14 protein-coding genes and 1 tRNA gene are annotated in these 14,271 nt (G+C 68.6%); 6 read left to right on the top strand and 9 right to left on the bottom strand.

What is annotated here, in order from left to right; all coding sequences use genetic code 11:
- Nucleotides 1-51: 51 nt before the first annotated feature.
- The 5 genes from DLJ53_RS30475 to DLJ53_RS30455 form a co-directional block, all read right to left on the bottom strand.
- A complete protein-coding gene (locus DLJ53_RS30475; RefSeq protein ID WP_146620145.1) occupies nt 52-351 on the bottom strand; it encodes a hypothetical protein in 300 nt (99 codons plus the stop codon).
- Nucleotides 352-469: 118 nt separating this feature from the next.
- A complete protein-coding gene (locus DLJ53_RS30470) occupies nt 470-1,240 on the bottom strand; it encodes an acetyltransferase domain-containing protein (RefSeq protein ID WP_111352100.1) in 771 nt (256 codons plus the stop codon).
- Nucleotides 1,228-2,121: a LysR family transcriptional regulator gene (locus tag DLJ53_RS30465; protein WP_111352099.1), complete on the bottom strand. Its 894-nt coding sequence runs from the start codon at nt 2,119-2,121 to the stop codon at nt 1,228-1,230. Before DLJ53_RS30465 ends, DLJ53_RS30470 begins: the two co-directional genes overlap by 13 nt.
- A gap of 40 nt (nt 2,122-2,161) precedes the next feature.
- Nucleotides 2,162-3,145: a thioredoxin-disulfide reductase gene (gene trxB / locus DLJ53_RS30460; protein ID WP_111352098.1), complete on the bottom strand. Its 984-nt coding sequence runs from the start codon at nt 3,143-3,145 to the stop codon at nt 2,162-2,164.
- Nucleotides 3,146-3,185: 40 nt separating this feature from the next.
- Nucleotides 3,186-3,947, bottom strand: coding sequence for an ELM1/GtrOC1 family putative glycosyltransferase (locus DLJ53_RS30455; RefSeq protein WP_244935199.1), 762 nt, complete (start codon nt 3,945-3,947; stop codon nt 3,186-3,188).
- 292 nt (nt 3,948-4,239) lie between these two features.
- Between DLJ53_RS30455 and DLJ53_RS30450 the strand changes: the two genes are divergently transcribed.
- The gene (locus DLJ53_RS30450; protein ID WP_111352096.1) at nt 4,240-4,737 is read left to right on the top strand and encodes an Lrp/AsnC family transcriptional regulator; all 498 of its coding nucleotides are present in this window, start codon (nt 4,240-4,242) and stop codon (nt 4,735-4,737) included.
- Nucleotides 4,738-4,825: 88 nt separating this feature from the next.
- Here the strand turns inward: DLJ53_RS30450 and DLJ53_RS30445 are convergent, their stop codons facing one another.
- Nucleotides 4,826-6,310: a nitrogen regulation protein NR(II) gene (locus tag DLJ53_RS30445; RefSeq protein ID WP_111352095.1), complete on the bottom strand. Its 1,485-nt coding sequence runs from the start codon at nt 6,308-6,310 to the stop codon at nt 4,826-4,828.
- A gap of 281 nt (nt 6,311-6,591) precedes the next feature.
- Between DLJ53_RS30445 and DLJ53_RS30440 the strand changes: the two genes are divergently transcribed.
- Both DLJ53_RS30440 and DLJ53_RS30435 read left to right on the top strand, forming a co-directional pair.
- Nucleotides 6,592-7,089 carry a phasin gene (locus tag DLJ53_RS30440; RefSeq protein ID WP_111352094.1) on the top strand — a complete coding sequence of 166 codons (498 nt, stop codon included), beginning with the start codon at nt 6,592-6,594 and terminating at the stop codon, nt 7,087-7,089.
- A gap of 105 nt (nt 7,090-7,194) precedes the next feature.
- Nucleotides 7,195-7,271 (top strand) — tRNA-His (locus DLJ53_RS30435).
- Nucleotides 7,272-7,445: 174 nt separating this feature from the next.
- On the opposite strand, the gene DLJ53_RS30430 is transcribed toward DLJ53_RS30435, so the two are convergent.
- Entirely contained in the window at nt 7,446-8,204 is a 759-nt protein-coding gene (locus DLJ53_RS30430) for a sulfotransferase family 2 domain-containing protein (RefSeq protein ID WP_111352093.1), read from the bottom strand.
- 268 nt (nt 8,205-8,472) lie between these two features.
- Here DLJ53_RS30430 and DLJ53_RS30425 point away from each other — a divergent pair, with 268 nt between their 5' ends.
- The 3 genes from DLJ53_RS30425 (at nt 8,473) to DLJ53_RS30415 (ending at nt 12,109) form a co-directional block, all read left to right on the top strand.
- Nucleotides 8,473-9,675: an alpha-hydroxy acid oxidase gene (locus DLJ53_RS30425; protein WP_111352092.1), complete on the top strand. Its 1,203-nt coding sequence runs from the start codon at nt 8,473-8,475 to the stop codon at nt 9,673-9,675.
- A gap of 5 nt (nt 9,676-9,680) precedes the next feature.
- Nucleotides 9,681-10,655: an NAD-dependent epimerase/dehydratase family protein gene (locus DLJ53_RS30420; protein ID WP_111352091.1), complete on the top strand. Its 975-nt coding sequence runs from the start codon at nt 9,681-9,683 to the stop codon at nt 10,653-10,655.
- A 590-nt stretch (nt 10,656-11,245) separates the two neighbouring features.
- Nucleotides 11,246-12,109 (top strand): helix-turn-helix transcriptional regulator, encoded by an 864-nt coding sequence (locus DLJ53_RS30415; RefSeq protein ID WP_111352090.1) that lies wholly within the window; start codon nt 11,246-11,248, stop codon nt 12,107-12,109.
- Between the two features lie 42 nt (nt 12,110-12,151).
- Here DLJ53_RS30415 and DLJ53_RS30410 read toward each other — a convergent pair whose 3' ends face one another.
- Nucleotides 12,152-13,597, bottom strand: a complete 1,446-nt coding sequence (locus DLJ53_RS30410) for a heterodisulfide reductase-related iron-sulfur binding cluster (RefSeq protein ID WP_111352089.1) — start codon at nt 13,595-13,597, stop codon at nt 12,152-12,154.
- A 61-nt stretch (nt 13,598-13,658) separates the two neighbouring features.
- On the bottom strand, nt 13,659-14,264 hold the full coding sequence (locus DLJ53_RS30405; protein WP_146620144.1) for a DUF4870 family protein: 606 nt from the start codon (nt 14,262-14,264) through the stop codon (nt 13,659-13,661).
- Nucleotides 14,265-14,271 lie beyond the last annotated feature (7 nt).

Raw genomic sequence — 14,271 nt, 5'->3', positions numbered from 1 at the left:
TCCAATGCGTGGCGCCGCACGAGTCGCGTTATTCAGCGTGTCGGCCGGATTTCAGCAGCCGCCGCGGCGCATGCACCGGTTGAACTGGCGCGATCCGTTCTGGAAGCGCCGGGCGCAGAAGCGGGCGCGCGCCTCGCAGCGGTTGCCGCCGCCGTTTCCGCCGCCCCGCACCGCGCAGCCGCTCCGGGCCATGCAGCGGCGGTAGCGGCGGCCCTGGCCGAAGTTGCGCTGGCAGACGAAATTCTGCCGCCCGCAATAGCCCTGGACCAGCTCGACGCCCGCCCCGACCTCCGGTGCGAAGCCCGGCAGCGGCCCGGCATCGGCCGGCGACGTCGTCAGCAGTGCCGTCACGATGGCCAGAGCCACCAAGAGCCGGGCGCAGTGCGGCACCATAAGGGAAGGACTTTCCAAGGCTCGGAACACGAAGCGTCCATAGCGTAGGCCGTGCCAACCTCGGATGAACAGGGCCTCAGGGCCGGGTCAGCATCGCGATCCCCATCAGTGCCCCGAACAACACAGGTTGGTGTAGCAGGTAGATCGGGAAGCTCCAGCGCCCCAGCACGGCGATCCTGCGCCAGACCGGCCCGACGGGCTTCTCGCCCGGCACCAGCCGCACGAGGCGTCCCGCCACCACGCCGAGAAGCGTCACCGCGAACCAGGGGAAGATCGGTTCGTAGTCGAACGTCACCGGCATGTGCGGGGCGAGGCCGAACGGGTAGGCCCACGGGGCGTAGAAGAGCGCGTCGCGCCATACGTGCGGAAGCACGAAGACGACGGCCGCGACGGCCGCCGTCAGGGCCACGGGCGCGCGCACGAACGGCAGCGCCAGCACGCTGAAGAGGGCGATGGCGTGCAGGATGCCGAAGTAGATCGGCATCGGCATCGCGAAGGCCGTCCCGATGGTGACCGCCGCCGCGCCGGCGACGACCCATGCGAGGCGCTTCAGGAAGGGCCGCCAGCGGATTCCGTTGCCATGCGCGGCGACCAGGCTGACACCGACGAGGAACAGGAAGGTCGACGCGATCCCGGCCGCGAAGGCGCGCCACAGCGGGTGCGACGTCACCGGCCAGTCGACGTAGCCGAAGAACAGGAGGTCGAACGAGCCGTGGTAGAGGACCATGGCGACGATCGCGACGCCGCGCGCCGCGTCGAGCCATGCGACGCGCCGGCGTGCCCCGGCGGCCCGTGCGGGCTCGGCGCCGGCGTCCGTCCCCGCGGTGGTGGCGGTCAGAACCGCCATCCCTCCGCCTTTTCCACGATGAAGTCGCGGAAGGCCTGGACGCGGGCCGACGAGCGCAACTCCTCGGCATAGACGAAGTAGAGGTCGTAGGTCGGCGCCTCGGCCCCGAGGTCGAGCCGCACCAGGTCGTCGGCGTCGCGCTCGACGATGAAGTCCGGCAGGACGCCGATGCCGGCGCCCGCCGCGATCGCGTTCTTCATCGCCGGCATGTTGGAGATGCGCACGTTCGCCGGCCGCGGATCGTCCGCCGAGCGGCCGGCGATCTCCAGCCAGTTGAGCTCGCGCAGGTAGCCCGGAGGGTTCGGCCCGAAGGTCACCAGGCGGTGGCCATCCAGCTCGTCCAGCGTCCCCGGCGCGCCGTACTTCGCGATGTAGCCGTTCGAGGCGTACACGTGGAAGTGCACCGTGAAGAGGCGGCGCTGGACGAGGTCCGGCTGCGTCGGCTGACGCCAGCGGATGGCGATGTCCGCCTCGCGCATGCCGATGTCGAGCTCGTTGTCGTCGAAGATCATCAGGAGCTGGACTTCGGGGTAGGTCTCCACGAAGTCGGCGATGCGCGAGGAGAGCCACGTCGTGCCGAGGCCCATCGTGGTCGTCACGCGCAGCACGCCGCGCGGCCGGTCGCGGGAGTCGACCAGCGCCCCCTCGACCGCCTGCAGCTCACGCGCAATGCCGCTCGTCGTGCGGAAGAGCTTCTCGCCCTGTTCCGTCAGCAGCAGCCCGCGGGCGTGCCGGTGGAAGAGGGCGACGCCGACCTGTTGCTCGAGCGCATGCACCTGACGGCTGACCGCCGACTGACTGATGCCGAGTTCCTCTCCGGCGTGCGTGAAGCTCCCTTTGCGCGCAGCAGAATGGAAAACCCGCAGCTTGTCCCAGTCCATCTTGTCTTGCCTTCAAGGCCCGCTCGGGGGCGTGGCGGCCTCAGGCCGCGAGTGTTTCGTTCTGCCGTGCCGGGTTGGCGGCGAGCCAGCGCTCGGCCTCCAACGCCGCCATGCAACCCATGCCAGCCGCCGTAACGGCCTGACGGAAGATCTCGTCCGTCACGTCGCCCGCCGCGAAGACACCGTCGACCGACGTCGCGGTGGAGTCGGGCGCGGTCCAGACATACCCGGACGAGCGGAGCCGAAGCTGGTCCTTGATCAGCTCCGTCTGCGGGGCGTGGCCGATGGCGACGAAGACGCCGTCCACCTCGACCTTGCGCTCCTCGCCCGTCACCGTGTCCCGCAGCGTGGCGCCGGTGACGCCGAGAGGATCGTGCGCACCCTCGACCTCGGCGATCTCGGCGTTCCAGATCACGTCGATCTTCGGATGCGCGAACAGGCGATCCTGGAGGATCTTTTCGGCACGCAGACTGTCCCTGCGATGAACGAGCGTCACCTTGTCGGCGTGATGGGTCAGGTAGAGGGCCTCCTCAACGGCGGTGTTGCCGCCACCGACCACGAGGACCTTCTTGCCGCGGTAGAAGAACCCGTCGCATGTGGCGCACGCGGACACGCCGTAGCCCTTGAACTGCTCCTCCGACGGCAGCCCGAGCCACTTGGCCTGGGCGCCGGTCGCGAGGATCACGGCGTCGGCGACGTAGCTCGTACCGCTGTCGCCCTCGAACCGGAAGGGGCGCTGGCTGAGGTCGGCCGCCGTCAAATGGTCGTAGAGCATCTTCGTGCCGACGTGCTCGGCCTGCTCGCGCATCTGCTCCATCAGCCAGGGACCCTGGATGACGTCGGCGAAGCCGGGATAGTTCTCGACATCCGTGGTGATCGTCATCTGCCCGCCGGGCTGGATGCCCGCGACCAGTACCGGTTCGAGCATGGCCCGCGCAGCATAGATCGCCGCCGTGTACCCCGCGGGGCCCGAGCCGATGATCAGCAGTTTGGTCCTGACGATGTTGTTCTCGGAATCACTCATGAAGATCGCCTTTCGCGAGGACAGGCCGGCCGACGCACCTCTATTTGTGCTGCGCTGCAACATTGGACAACCCCAGCCGGGACCGCAACGCCTCAGCGATCACGCCGGCCGAATCCAACGGAATATAGGACCATTGGGGGAAATCCCCAGCAAACCAGCGCATCGCACCGTACGCGATCAGGCTGCTGTAGAATTTTTCGAATCTCGCTTTTCCACGACCGATTCGCCATCCGAGGATGGGTTTTCCCGTCGTCGCGGCGTCGCTCAGCATCGCGACGGAGTCCGCCGTGACGATAAGTGCATCGGAAAGTTCGAGGATTCCCGCGTAGGCCAGCGAGGCGTCGTCGTCGCCGGCGTCGACGAAAGTATGAGGCGTCGCGGCGAGGGCGGCCCGCAGGACGGCGGTCTGCGCCGCCCCGGTGCGGCGCGACGCCGTGACGGCGAGGGCGCACCCGTGCCGTGCGGCGAACGCCGCGAGCGCCGCGCCGAGCGCTGCCGCCTCGGCCTCGCCGAACCGGTCGCGCGACGTCGTGCCGCCGACGAGGACGCCGACGAGGCGCGGTCGCCGCTCCGGCAGCCGCGCCGCGATGAGGGCGGCGCCGCGCTCTCGGTCCGCCGCCTCGACGGCGGAGGGGGCGGTGATCGTCTCGAGCCGCGGCGGCAATGCGATGTCTACCCAGCGGCGGTCGTGCCGCGGCGCCCAGATCATGTCGAAGTCGCGCGGGCGCCAGTAAACCGGCTGCAGGGCGAGGACGAAGGGCCGCGGCGACGGCAGCCGGGCGATGGCCCGGGCAGGGGTCAAACTCTGTCGCCCGGCAGCAATGACGAGAACAGTTTCTGAATCTAATTGGGGTGGCAGAGGGAACTCTTCTGCAACAACGGCGCTATATCGGAATGGTAACCGTCGTGCGATGGCGACAGCCTGTCTGTGATGTCCTATCTTTCCCGCTGCTGAAACAATGAGGCAGCGCGATCGCCCCGGTGTATCATTTTGTGAACAGAATTCTTGCGAAGGGACGGTTGACGTAGGACCCAAAGGATACAAGTCCTCAAACCTTCAAGCTTGAATAGAAGCGAGCATACGCGCGTCCGCCATGAAAGTCCGCCTCGACTCCGTAGATTGGAAGATCCTTGCTGCGTTGCAGAGCAACGGGCGCATGACCAACGTGGAACTGGCGCGGCGCGCCGGGATCTCCGCGCCACCGTGTCTGCGCCGCGTCCGTGCCCTGGAGCAGAACGGTATCATCACGGGATACCGCACGCTGATCGACGAAAAGGAGCTCGGGTACGACCTGACCGCCTTCGCGTTCGTCGGCCTCAAGAACCAGACCGAAGCCGAGCTCGTGAAGTTCGAGGAACAGCTTCGCGCCTGGCCCATCGTTCGCGATGCCTGGATGGTGTCCGGTGAGGTCGATTTCGTCCTCTTCTGCATCACCGAGACGCTGCGTTCGTTCCAGAACTTCATCATCGAGACGCTGACGTCCGCGGACAATGTGGAGAGTGTGCGCACGTCGCTGACGATCCGTCAGTCCAAGTCCGAGCCGCGGGTGCCGATGCCCGAGCAGGAACTGCGCGACCCCGTCACCGTCTGACCGCCGCCTCGGCCCTCGCGCTGCAAGGCGCGGGCCGCCGGAGGGACTGGTGGCCGGACCGGGCCTTCGCGCACGGGCCCCGGGCGCTTCAGTTCTCCTCGACGTCCGTGTCCGCGACATCCTCCGCGGGCGCAATCGTCACCGACCCTGCCAGATCCACCGTGACCGTCCGATGCGCGACCCCGGCGAGGGTCGCGATGCGGTCCGAACCGGAGACCCGCTCCAGTGCGCGCTCCGGCGCCCCCGGGACATCGACCACGATCGACGCGCCGTCGCGCCGCACGGTGAGCACCGCGCGCGGCTCGCCGCGCGTCGCGATGGTGAGAAGGACGAGGCGCAGGAGGTCCACCTCCTCGTCGCCCGCGCGGGAGGCCGGCTCCTCGGCGAGCTCGTCGCGGTCCGAGACGAGCAGGACCGCCGCGTCGTGGACCAGCCGCCTGACGTCGCGCACCGCCCGCATCAGCGGCGTGCCCGGAAGGGCCGCTGCCTCCTCGTCCTCGGCGGTCTCCCCGACGGGTGTCTCCACGGCCACCGCCTCGATCACCGGCTCCGCCTCGATCACCCGCGGGACCTCGACCACCTCCACGTCATCCGAACGAGCGCCCGTCTGGTCCAGGGCCACGACGCGCGCCTCGACGGCGGCCGGCGGCTCGATGGCCAGTGTCTCGGGCTCGGGCTCGGGGGCATCCGCCTCGTCGGCGGCGGCCTGTGCCGGCGGAACCTTGTGGAAGACGAGGCAGGCGAGCTGCTGCTCCCGCAGCGCGCCGACGCTCAGGGCATACTGGTCCTGCCCGGCCGTCACCGGCTTCGGCGAGCGGGCCGGTCCCTCGGCGAGCAGGAAGGACAGGTTCATCACGTCGAACACGTGGCGCAGGTCGCCGGCGTCCAGCAGCTCCTCGAGCCGGACCGGCTTGCGGCCCGGCCGCAACGCCTCGAAGGCGCGATTGTAGAGCTCGACGTGCCCGCCGCGCGAGACGATGGCGATCGGGTCGGGGTTGGCGTCCATCACCGCGAGCAGCGGGTCGATGCTCGGTTCCTCGGCCTTGCCCTCCCGCGCGTCGCCGGACGGCGCCTCCGAGGGCAGGGCGGTCAGCAGCATCGCCTTCTCGCCGCCCCACTCGATCGTCGCCATCGTGACCCGGGCGCCGAAGGTCTGCCCCTCGGCGGTGCGCATGGTCATGATGCCGGGCTGCTCGCGGCGGCCGCTGGCGAACAGCGCCCCCGTGCCGCCGGCGGCCTCGAGGATGTTCGCCGACGAATAGCCGAACAGCATCACGGCCGCGCGGTTGATGAAGGCGATGTCGTCGTTGACGATCACCACGCAGGCGATCGGCAGGCGCTCCAGCAGGGCGCACGCCTTCTCGTCGACCGGGGCTACGTCGTGCATCGAACCCTTCGGCTTGTCCCACCGCGTGGTGAACACTTCGCCGGCGAAGCGGGAGAGGGGGTCGGGGTCGAGATCATCGGGCAGGTCACCGGCAAACTGCGCGCCGAGCGCCTTTGCAATGTAGCGGAACGCGTCGGCTTCGGGCCGTGACAATCGGCCGATATCGATCGGAGCGTCCGCCTCCATGCCATCTCCTTGCCGTAACGTGAGTTTCCAATACTGCGACCAACCTTTGCTGCCATTGTGTTAAACTGGGTGCAACGCGGACGCGGGGAATATCGCCGCGTTTGTCGTTTTCCCCCGACGATTTTGCAAGGCAGCGTCCCGTCGGGTGGTCAACTCTGAGCGACCGCAAAAAATATGTTGCACTGCACAATGGGTGCGCTACATAGGGGTTGGCAGCGGCGAATGAACCGCGGTCATAATGGCCGCGGCTCTGACAACCGCGATCCGTTGAGGAGGTCAAAATGTCGATCGAAGATAACATTCCGACCCCGGACACCGTCGTGAACCAGGCATTCAAGGCTGCCGATAAGGCGACCGACCAGTTCGCGTCCGCCCTTCCGGGGTACGATACCCCCAAGCTGGTCCGTGAGATGGCCGAACAAGGCATCTCCACGGCCCGTCAAGTTTACGAAAATGCCCGCAACGCCGCAGAGGAGGCGACTGACATGATGGAAGATACCTACGAGACCGCTCGGAAGTCGTTCACCGAGCTGAACCTGAAGCTGATCGATCAGGCCCAGGCCAACACCGATCGCGTCTTCGCCTTTGCGAAGGAAGTTGCCGGCGCGAAGACCGTTTCGGAGGCCGTCGAGCTGCAGACCAAGTTCGCGCGTGAGCAGTTCGAGGCTTTCGCCTCTCAGGCCCGTGAGATGCAGGAGACCGCGCAGAAGCTGGCCTCCGAGACCTCCGGCCCGATGAAAGAGGCCTGGGAGCGCGCGACTCACAAGTTCAACGCGTAATCCCATTCGCGTAAGTCCAAAGTGAAAGCGCGTCGGGCTTCCCGACGCGCTTTTTATGTGCCATATGCTCCCCACCGACGCGGCAACGACCCGTCGCAGCTCCGTGCCGACATAGCTCAGCTGGTTAGAGCGCTGGATTGTGGATCCAGAGGTCCCTGGTTCGAACCCAGGTGTCGGTACCACCCAACCCCGCCCGTCCGGCGGGTTTTTTTGTGCCCGAAGCCTCCCCGCACGCCCAGCCCGTCCGGCCGCGCCGCCACCGGCCGCGACAGCGATTCGCACGGCATCGACGACCCGTCCGCCCGCCGCCCGCGTTGCGGTTCGCCCGGCGCGAAGTGCGGGAGGAGGGGCGGCGCTCAGGCCGCCGCGGCGAGGCGGGCGGCGCGGATGCGGTTGGCGTGCTCCACCAGCGAGATCAGGCGGACGTCGAGCACGTTCTTGCGGTGCAGCAGCATCAGCACCTCCGGCGTTAGATAGGCAGGGCGGGCCAGCAAGAAGTCGTCCGCCTTGGCCTCGTCCGTCACGTTCTGCCGCGGCAGCTCGCCCGACACGACGCCCCGCTCGCGCAGATAATTCGTCACATGTCCCAGCGAGCCGACGACGAAGCGGCCGTCGAGGATCGCGTCGACGATCTGGCGGCTCGCCCCCTGCCAGTCCTTCACCTTGATCTTGGGAAGGCCCGACAGCGCCTTCGACATGTTGTTCGACCACGCGCTGTTCACGCCCGGATTGCGCTCCAGGAACGCCGCGTCGAGGAGGTTGATGTCCCGCAGCTCGCGCTTCAGCAGCCCGTGCAGCGGATGGTCCTCGGTCTGGTGGACGTAGTTGAAGTAGCTGCACACCCGGTCGACCGGGTCGCGCAGCGCCGAGAGATAGACGTAGGGCCGCGCGTGCTCCTTCAGGGCGCCCCAGGTGAGGTGGCCGAAGATCGCGTCGAGATTCGCCTCGATCCACGCCGGGTCGTGCGTCTCGGTGTAGGCCGCCGCCTCCCGCCCGTTGGCGAGGCTGCAGGCGCGGGTACGGAAATGGTTCGAGAGCGCCGTGTTGATGCTCGTCCCCGCGCACTTCGGAACGTGCAAATGGACGATCAGGGGGGCGGTGGTCGACGCAGTCATCAAAACTCATCCTTCTCGGACCGGGCCGCTTGTGCCGAAACGCGCCGTCCCGTTCTGCACGTGAGCCACCGGGCTCGGCGCCAAAGGCCGGCCTAAGGGCGCCCGTGTCCAACGATTTCTTGCATCGAAATGGCGCATGCCGTCCAGCCGGTGTCGCATCGGCCGCGCAGCTGTGGCATGCCGCGCCGGAGGCGGCGGCGAGGTGTGCGCTTCGCAAAAAGCTGAGTTAGTATCCCGCGCAAGAGGCCGAACGGCCAGGAGGTTTCCCGTGGCACCCACTCTCACGATCGCGGACCTGCGCGAGCGACACCGGCGTTTCACGCCCAGGATGTTCTACGATTACGCCGATTCCGGGTCGTACACAGAGGGCACCTACCGCGACAACGAGGCCGCCTTCGCCGCCATCAAGCTGCGCCAGCGCGTCGCCCGCAACATCGACAAGCGCAACCTCTCGGCCAAGGTCCTCGGCGAGACGCGCTCGCTGCCGCTGTACCTCGCCCCCGTCGGCATGACCGGCATGCAGCACCCCGACGGCGAGATCCTCGCCGCCCGCGCCGCCGAGAAGTTCGGCGTGCCGTTCACGCTGTCCACCATGTCGATCTGCTCGATCGAGGACGTCGCGGCAGCAACCACCAAGCCCTTCTGGTTCCAGCTCTACGTCATGCGCGACCGCGGCTTCGCGGCCGACCTCATCGAGCGCGCGAAGGCCGCCGGCTGCTCGGCGCTGGTGCTGACGCTCGATCTCCAGATCCTCGGCCAGCGCCACAAGGACCTCCGCAACGGCCTCTCCGCCCCGCCGAAAATGACGCCGAAGGTGATCGCCCAGCTCGCCTCCAAGCCCGCCTGGTGCATGAAGATGCTCGGCTGCAAGCACCGGCAGTTCGGCAACATCGTCGGCCACGTCAAGGGCGTGACGGACATGGGCTCGCTGTCCGACTGGACCGCCTCCCAGTTCGACCCGACGCTCGACTGGTCGAGCGTCGAATGGGTGAAGGAGCGCTGGGGCGGCCCGTTGATCCTCAAGGGGGTCGGCGATCCGGACGACGCCAGGATCGCCGTCGGCACCGGTGCGGACGCGATTACCGTTTCCAACCACGGCGGCCGCCAGCTCGACGGCGCGCCGGCGTCCATCGACATGCTGCCGCCGATCCTCGACGCCGTCGGCGGCCAGATCGAGATCCACATGGACGGCGGCATCCGCTCCGGCCAGGACATCCTGAAGGCGATGGCGCTCGGCGCGGACGCGACCTCCATCGGCCGCGCCTTCATCCACGGCCTCGGCGCGGGCGGCGAGGCGGGTGTCACGCGCGCGCTCGAGATCCTCGCCAAGGAGCTCGACATCACCATGGCGCTCTGCGGCGAGACGGACATCAACGCCGTCGGCCACCACAACATCTGGGGCGGCGTGCCGCGCGCCATCCCGGTGATGCCCGAGCCGCAGAAAGACGGCCTCGTCGCGGTCGGCGCCTGACCGTCATGCGCGTCCTCGTCACTGGCAGCACCGGCCACCTTGGCGAAGCGCTGATGCGCATGCTGCCGGAGGCGGGCCACGACCCGATCGGTCTCGACATCAAGCCGGGGCCGTACACCGAGATCGTCGGGTCCGTCGCGGACCCGGAGGTCGCCTATACGGCGACGCTCGGCATCGACGCGGTGCTGCACACGGCGACGCTCCACAAGCCGCACGTGGTGACGCACACGAAGGCGGCCTTCGTCGAGACCAACGTGTCGGGGACGCTGGCCCTGCTGGAGGCGGCGGCGCAGCACCGGATCCGGCGGTTCGTCTTCACCAGCACGACGAGCGCCTTCGGCTCGGCGCTGAACCCGGCGCCGGGCGAGCCGGCCGCCTGGATCGACGAGAGCGTCGTGCCGGTCCCGAAGAACATCTACGGCGTCACCAAGACGGCCGCCGAGGATCTCTGCGCGCTCTTCGCGCGGGAGAAGGGGATGGACGTCATCGTCCTGCGCACCTCGCGCTTCTTCCCCGAGGAGGACGACAACGCCTCGGTCCGGGCGCGCTGGAGCGAGGCCAACGTCAAGGCCAACGAGTTCCTCTACCGCCGCGTCGACATCGAGGACGCCGCGACGGCGCACATCGCGGCGCTCACGGCGGGGAGCGGGTTCGCCCGCTACATCATCAGCGCGCCGACGCCGTTCTCCCCGGCCGACACGCTGGCGCTCCGCAAGGACCCGCGCGGCGTGGTGGCCCGCCTCTACCCGCAGTTCGAGCGCATCTACGCGGACGCCGGCTGGCAGATGCTGGACGAGTTCGACCGCGTCTACGTCAGCCGCAAGGCGATGGACGAGCTCGGCTGGCGTCCCCGCTGGGACTTCGCCGCGATCCTCGCGCAGATCGCCGAGGGCGAGCCCATCGGCAGCGCGCTGGCGCGGACGATCGGGCGCAAGGGCTACCACGACGTGACCTTTGCGGACGGTCCCTTTCCCACCTGAGCCGATCCTCAGATCAAATCTGCGCTATACTGCATAGTGCGGGGGCGTGAGATCGACGTTCGAATATTCGTGCCATCGATCAATCACCACTGCTGGCGTGCGCTCCCGATCGGTAGGGGGTTGAAAATGCACAGCCTTCAATAACGAAACATGATTTCGCAACTTGCCGCGCCGGCCAGCGAATTGGTTTATTGCGCAATTTCGTTATTTCAAGGATATATCTTTTCCATTAGAAACTAATGGCTGACATCTGGCGTTTGGCCGGGTTCTGGCAGTGTAGTGCACGTTTGGACTTGGTAGCGTTGTTCGGCAGGTAGAACAAGATCATGGATATCGACGATAAACTATATGGCGATCTCGTCGGTCTTCTCTTCGCCAGCGTCATTGATGAATCCAATTTGCAACGGTTTGCTTCGAAGGTTTCGACGCTCAGTTCCGACCCTCTCGGCGTCGCGTTGCGACGGATCGACGTTCTGGCCATGTCCGAGGTCGTCGTGGGAGCCTCGGGTTTCGGCGACGCATATATTAAGTCATACATAGATTACTATAACAATCGCAACCCATATCACGAACGTCTGATTGACGTTCCCTTGAATACTCCAGCCCTCGCGCTGGACTTCGTCGAGCGTCAGAGCATTGAACGGACGGAGTTTTTCACCGACTGGAAGCGGCCGCAGGGGTTCGGGGTCGGCGGGATCGCCGTCAACGTGGCGCGCAGCAGCCGCCACATCCTGTGCGCGTCGGTCGAACTCAGCGACCGGCAGGAGGAGCTTTATGCCGGCTCGCTGTCGCTGCTGCTCGAGCGGCTGGTGCCGCACCTCAAGACCCTCGCCGAACTGAACGGCCAGTCCTGGTCGCGCGGGATCCACGCCACCGTCGACACGATGCAGACCGGCGTGCTGGTGCTGTCCCACCTCGGCCAGGTGCTGCACATGAACTCGGCCGCCGACCGCCTCCTCAGCGCGACGAGCCTGTCGATCGACGCCAAGGGCACCTTGCGCGGGCGCACGCCCGAGGCCGAGGGGATCGTCGACGCCGCGATCGGCGAGGTGGTCGCCGGCCGCGTCGCCGCGCGCACCGTCCGGCTGCGGGACCTCGGCTACCTGGGCGACATCTCGCTGACGGTGTCCGGCATCCCCGAGGTCGCGGGCCGGCCGCCGCTCTGGTCGCTGTCGCCGCTCAGCTCGCCCGCCGCGGTGGTCTACCTCGCCGCCGACCACGAGCGCGCCCGCACCATCGTCCCGCGCGTGATGGCCGCCTACGGGCTCAGCGAGGACGAGGCGTTCATGGCGTTCTTCATCTACTGCGGCACCAAGCTCGATCAGATCGCCAAGGTGACGGGACAGAGCGCCTACGACGCGCAGGTGACCATCGACCGGGTGATGAAGAAGATGGACGCGCCGCGCTATGCCGACGTCGTCCGCCGCGTGGCCCGGTTCGCCGCGGCGGTCTGACCGCCCTGACCGACCCGACCGCCGGGGGCGCGGGAGTGCCGGTCAGGCGGCCGCGACCGCCTCGCGCTCGCGCAGGTGCCCGCCGGCCGCGGCGGGGAGGGGGCCGCCATAGGCCCAGTCGAGGAGCTCAGCCGTGTGGACCACGGCCTTTGCGTCGCCGAGCTGGGTGATGCAGCCGATGTTGCCGGTGGCGACGACGTCCGCCCCGGTGAGGCCGATGTTGGCGAGCTTGCGTTCGCGCAGGCGCGCCGCGATGCCGGGCTGCATGATGTTGTAGGTGCCCGCCGAGCCGCAGCACAGGTGCCCCTCGGGAACGTCGCGCACCGTGAAGCCCGCGGCCGTGAGCAGTCGCTTGGGTTCGGTGCGGATCCGCTGGCCGTGCTGCATCGAGCAGGCGGAATGATAGGCGATCACCGTGTCGGTCCCGCGCACCGGCGGCCCGAGGTCGAGGTCGGCGAGGACCTCGGTGACGTCCCTGGCGAGGGCCGAAACCCTGGCCGCGCGCTCGGCCCACTCGGGATCCTCGCGCAGCATGAAGCCGTAGTCCTTGATCGTGGTGCCGCAGCCGGACGCGGTGATGACGATGGCGTCGAGGCCGCGCTCCGCCTCGCCGAGCCAGGCGGCGATGTTGGCCTTGGCCGCGGCCATCGCGTCCGCCTCGAAGCCCATGTGGTGGACCAGCGCGCCGCAGCAGCCCTCGCCCTTCGGCTGCACCACCTCGACGCCGGCGCGGTTGAGCAGGCGGATCGTCGCCGCGTTGATCGACGGCGCAAGGACGCTCTGCGCGCACCCGGTCAGCAGGGCGACGCGGCGCTTGCGCGGACCCGCCGCCGCGTGGACCGCCGGGCGCGCCGCGTCGGCGGCGGCGGGGAGGGCGCGGGGGGCGAGCGACAGCATCGCGCCGATGCGCGACAGGGTGTCGGCGCGCGGCGCGGTGGTGCGGGCGGCGTTCACCGCGGCGGGCATCGACGGCTTCATCGCGCGGTTCTCGTCGTCCATGTGGTTCGGCGACGTCGCGCTGACGGCGGGGCGCTTCGCATGCGGCGCGATCATCCCCGCGAAGGGCCGGCCGAGCGCGGCGAGGCGCAGCGCCGCGCGGAAGCGGCGGGGATAGGGCAGGACCGCCGCCAGCACACGCCGCAGCAGACGGTCGGCGAGGGGGCGCGTATACGTCTCCTCGACATGCGCGCGGGCGTGGTCGATCAGGTGCATGTAGTGGACGCCCGACGGGCAGGTCGTCATGCAGGAGAGGCAGGAGAGGCAGCGGTCGATGTGCAGGACGTCCGCCGCCGTCGCCGGCCGGTCCTGCTCCAGCATCTCCTTGATGAGGTAGATGCGGCCGCGCGGGCTGTCCCGCTCGTCACCCAAAAGCACGAAGGTCGGGCACGTGGCCGTGCAGAAGCCGCAGTGCACGCAGGTGCGCAGGATGCCGTCCGCGGTGCGGATCGCCGGGTCTTCGAGCTGCGCGGGGGAGAAGTTCGTCTGCATGCCGAGACGCTATGTCATTTCCCGCGCCGGCGGAATGCGTGACGGTGCCCGCGATTGCGAATTAGACAAGAAACGCTTCGGGATCGTCGATCGGCCGGGCGTGCGCGGCGCGCACGATCCCGTGGACGGAGCGGGCGACGAGCCACACCGCGACGAGCGGGTAGACGATCACGCCGCCGCCCGCGAACGACAGCGCGACGCTCGCCACGTATCCCGCCGCCGCGCCCCAGAAAGTGCGGATCTGGTAGGTGTAGTGCGAGGCGAGCCAGGCCGGCGGCTGGCGGCGCCGGGCGTAGTGGGCGAAGGCGAACGCGGCGACGGCGGCGATCGGCAGGGCCGGGCTCGTCAGGTACGCGGCGTAGATGAGCTTGGCGTTGACCATCCCCGGCTGGTCGGCGTGCTCGGCCGTCTCGATGCGCGGCTGGCGGCGGGACTTCGCCGGCCCCTGGCGCGGCTCGGCCGTGTGGGTGCGGGGCGCGCGCGGGTCGCTGGCCGCGGTCTCCGGCGCCGTCTTCTCCGGGGTCGTCGTCTCGGGCAGGTGGGGGCGGCCGGCGGGGCCCTTGGCCGTGCGGGTGCGCGGCGCCTTGCGCTTCTTGGCGCCGGACGTCGGGACGCTGGGCCCGGAGCCTGCCGGTGCCGGGCGCTGAGGGGGCTCCTTGTCGCTCATCGGTTCT

Source organism: Acuticoccus sediminis, assembly GCF_003258595.1.
Classification (GTDB): Bacteria; Pseudomonadota; Alphaproteobacteria; order Rhizobiales; family Amorphaceae; genus Acuticoccus; species Acuticoccus sediminis.
The sequence above is the reverse complement of the archived record's forward strand: the minus strand, read 5'-3'. Positions and strand labels throughout refer to the sequence as shown.